Below are 2711 nucleotides of genomic sequence, written 5' to 3' on the forward strand. Positions count from 1 at the left end.
ACACCAAGTAATAAATTAAATTTTGAGGAATTTGATGATCCTGTACTCAAAAATTTTAATTTCTCTTATTATCCCGATGATCAGCAGTTTTACTGGCTTTATGACAATAAAGTAGTGATTCAAACAGGGGGAATTCATGGAAATGTTAATTATCAAGGAAATGTTATTACTCAAAAATATAGACAAATAGCTAAATCAACGATCGGTTTTTTTGGAGTTCAGACAACTTTTGCTCTACCTCAAGCATTTGAAAGCACCACTGGTTTTGAAAAAGAAAATAACAACTTAAATATTACTAGCGGTGCTGTTGAGGTTATTTCTCCTCAAGGTGTTCAAGGTGTTCCTCAAGTAGTTTTTAACATTAACGGAGATATTGAGATTGTTAGTTTGGATGATACTCGTAAAGCGTCAACTTTTACTGAACAGGGAGGAGGCTCTTTTTTTGGGAACTTAGATGCAGATAATGCTCCCAAATTTTTACAAGGATTTCCTACAGTTAATTTTCAAGGTTTATTGGAAAATGATGTCAAATTCCGTACTGGGGAAATTATCTCTCCTGAAAATTTAGCCAAAATTGGGGTTACAGTAGGAGATTTTTTTACAACTCAAGGGTTTCAATTTAATCAGTCTTTAAGTTCACTACCCGGAGTGAAAACTTTACAGTTAAATAAGGGATCAGAAGATCAACTTTCCCGAATATATGTCCAGGCTTTAAATCTCGATAGTTTACAGATACAAAACAATGATATTGTTGCCTTGATGAGTAATCCTTTTTTAACTCAAGAGCAAAGGGATTTTCACTATCTTAACTCTCTTATGTGGTACAGTGGAGGTCAAAGATTACCAGAAATTACAACCCTTTCTTTTGATCCAGAAAATCAAAATTGGTATCGTTATAGTTTTAATTATTCTCAAAATCGAACTCTTTTAGAATATCATCCCGAAAAGGTTGAGTTAAATTATACGAACGTTTTTGCCAACCCCGGTTTTTCTCTTACTGTCTCTTCGGACTGGGCGCAGATGGATTACAATCAAATGCTTAATACGAGTTTGGGGTTAGCTTTAGGAGGATTATTTTATTTACTCAATCCGAATGATGTTAATGGCATTACAACTATAGCAAGACAAAAGTATCAAGACAATCAAGCTCCCGAATCCTTTTCTACTCGCTCAACTTCGGCAGAAAGAAGAGCAATGAACCTAAGATTAAATAATAGTCTTTACAATGCGAACCTTGTTAGTAGATTAAATCAAGTATCTGGGAGTTATACAATAACGGATCATGTTACTCCGAATAGTTCTTTGCTTTTTCAATTGCGTACTGGTACTCATCAAAGAGCAGTGCAATTTTTTAATCGAGAAATTGGTGATTGGAGTACGGAAAGTCCTCTAATTTTCTCCATGGTAACTCCCAATGATTTTGGTCCGTTAGCCTTTACGGGTATTAATGTACCCATTGAATTTACGAACATAGAACCTTTTAACCGTACAAATTTTGGTTTTGTCAAAGTTCAAAATAGTCAAGGAGATATTTTATTTGAACAAAAATTGGCTATAGAAACACAGGCTTTTACTGCTATTCCCATTATCGCGCCAGGTAACACCGCCGATATAGAATTTGGCAGAATTGAAATTAGTCGATTCCGTCAAAGAGATTTTGAAGATACGATCTATATTGGTTATTTATATTTACCTGCTTTGGAGTTTATACTTTCTGGTACAAGTAATGGCTTTAACTATAATTTATCTTTAGGAGCTTGGGTTAATTTATATCCTTATTCTTCTCCTCAAATAGACCAAAATATTTCTGATCCTCAAGAAAAAACTTTTGGAATCTTTGCTAAGGCTAACTTAAGATGGGATTTTAATCACATTTGGTATGATGAAAATAGTCAGTGGCAAACCATTATTAGTAACTCACCTTTTTTTAATATTACTTGGAATAGCAATCCCAATCAGTTGAATATTTCCAGTTTAAATGTGGGTCATATCTTTCAATTCTATAAACCCAAGTGGAATTTAACTTGGTTTAATAATTTTGGTTATAGTCCTCAAGAGCTTAATGCTGCTATACCGGGGGCTAGTCTTGGTAATATTTCTTATTTCACTTCTCTGACTTTTTCTGAGTCTTCCGGATTAAATATTAGTTTCCCCATTTCGATCGGTGATAAAGTTTTCTATTCCTTTGAGGCGACTTATCCCATGATTCGGGATCAAAATTTTGGTAATTTGAGGTTGGGGTTTTATTATAGTAACTATTCTGTCGCTACCCGAGGTTTTGATAACCAATTTGAGGATACTAACTATGGTGTAGTGATCAAATATTCCCATCCTCGTTCTATTTTCTCTCTCGATGCTTATTTAGGCAATAGTGATTCGGGTTTTAGGGGTAGAATTCAAACTGGAATAAATTTTAAATTGTAAAGAAGTATGGTAACAGAAAGAAAATAAGTCAAAAATGCTAAGTTTTTGATTAAAAATAGCTAAAACTGCACACTATCAGCGTTAATGTAGTGTTTCTAAAACCTTCATTTTAATAGTCCTCTTTATCTCACAATGAAACCAAATAAGAGTTGATTTTTTCTGAATTTTATTAAGTTTTATTAAGCACTTTTCTTCATAATTTGTAATAAAGTTTGTTGATTCTGAGAGCGATCTTGTATCCTAAGATTGTGGGGATCAATCTAAAAGTAGGGCTTTTATATTAATTA

General features: G+C 33.4%; 1 pseudogene. It reads left to right on the forward strand.

Annotated features, from left to right (window positions below):
- Positions 1 to 2424: pseudogene (locus ACN4EE_RS22725) on the forward strand (hypothetical protein); the annotation flags it as partial.
- Between the last annotated feature and the right edge of the window lie 287 nt (positions 2425 to 2711).

This window comes from Geminocystis sp. CENA526 (genome assembly GCF_050753365.1).
In the GTDB taxonomy this organism is placed as follows: Bacteria; Cyanobacteriota; Cyanobacteriia; order Cyanobacteriales; family Cyanobacteriaceae; genus Geminocystis.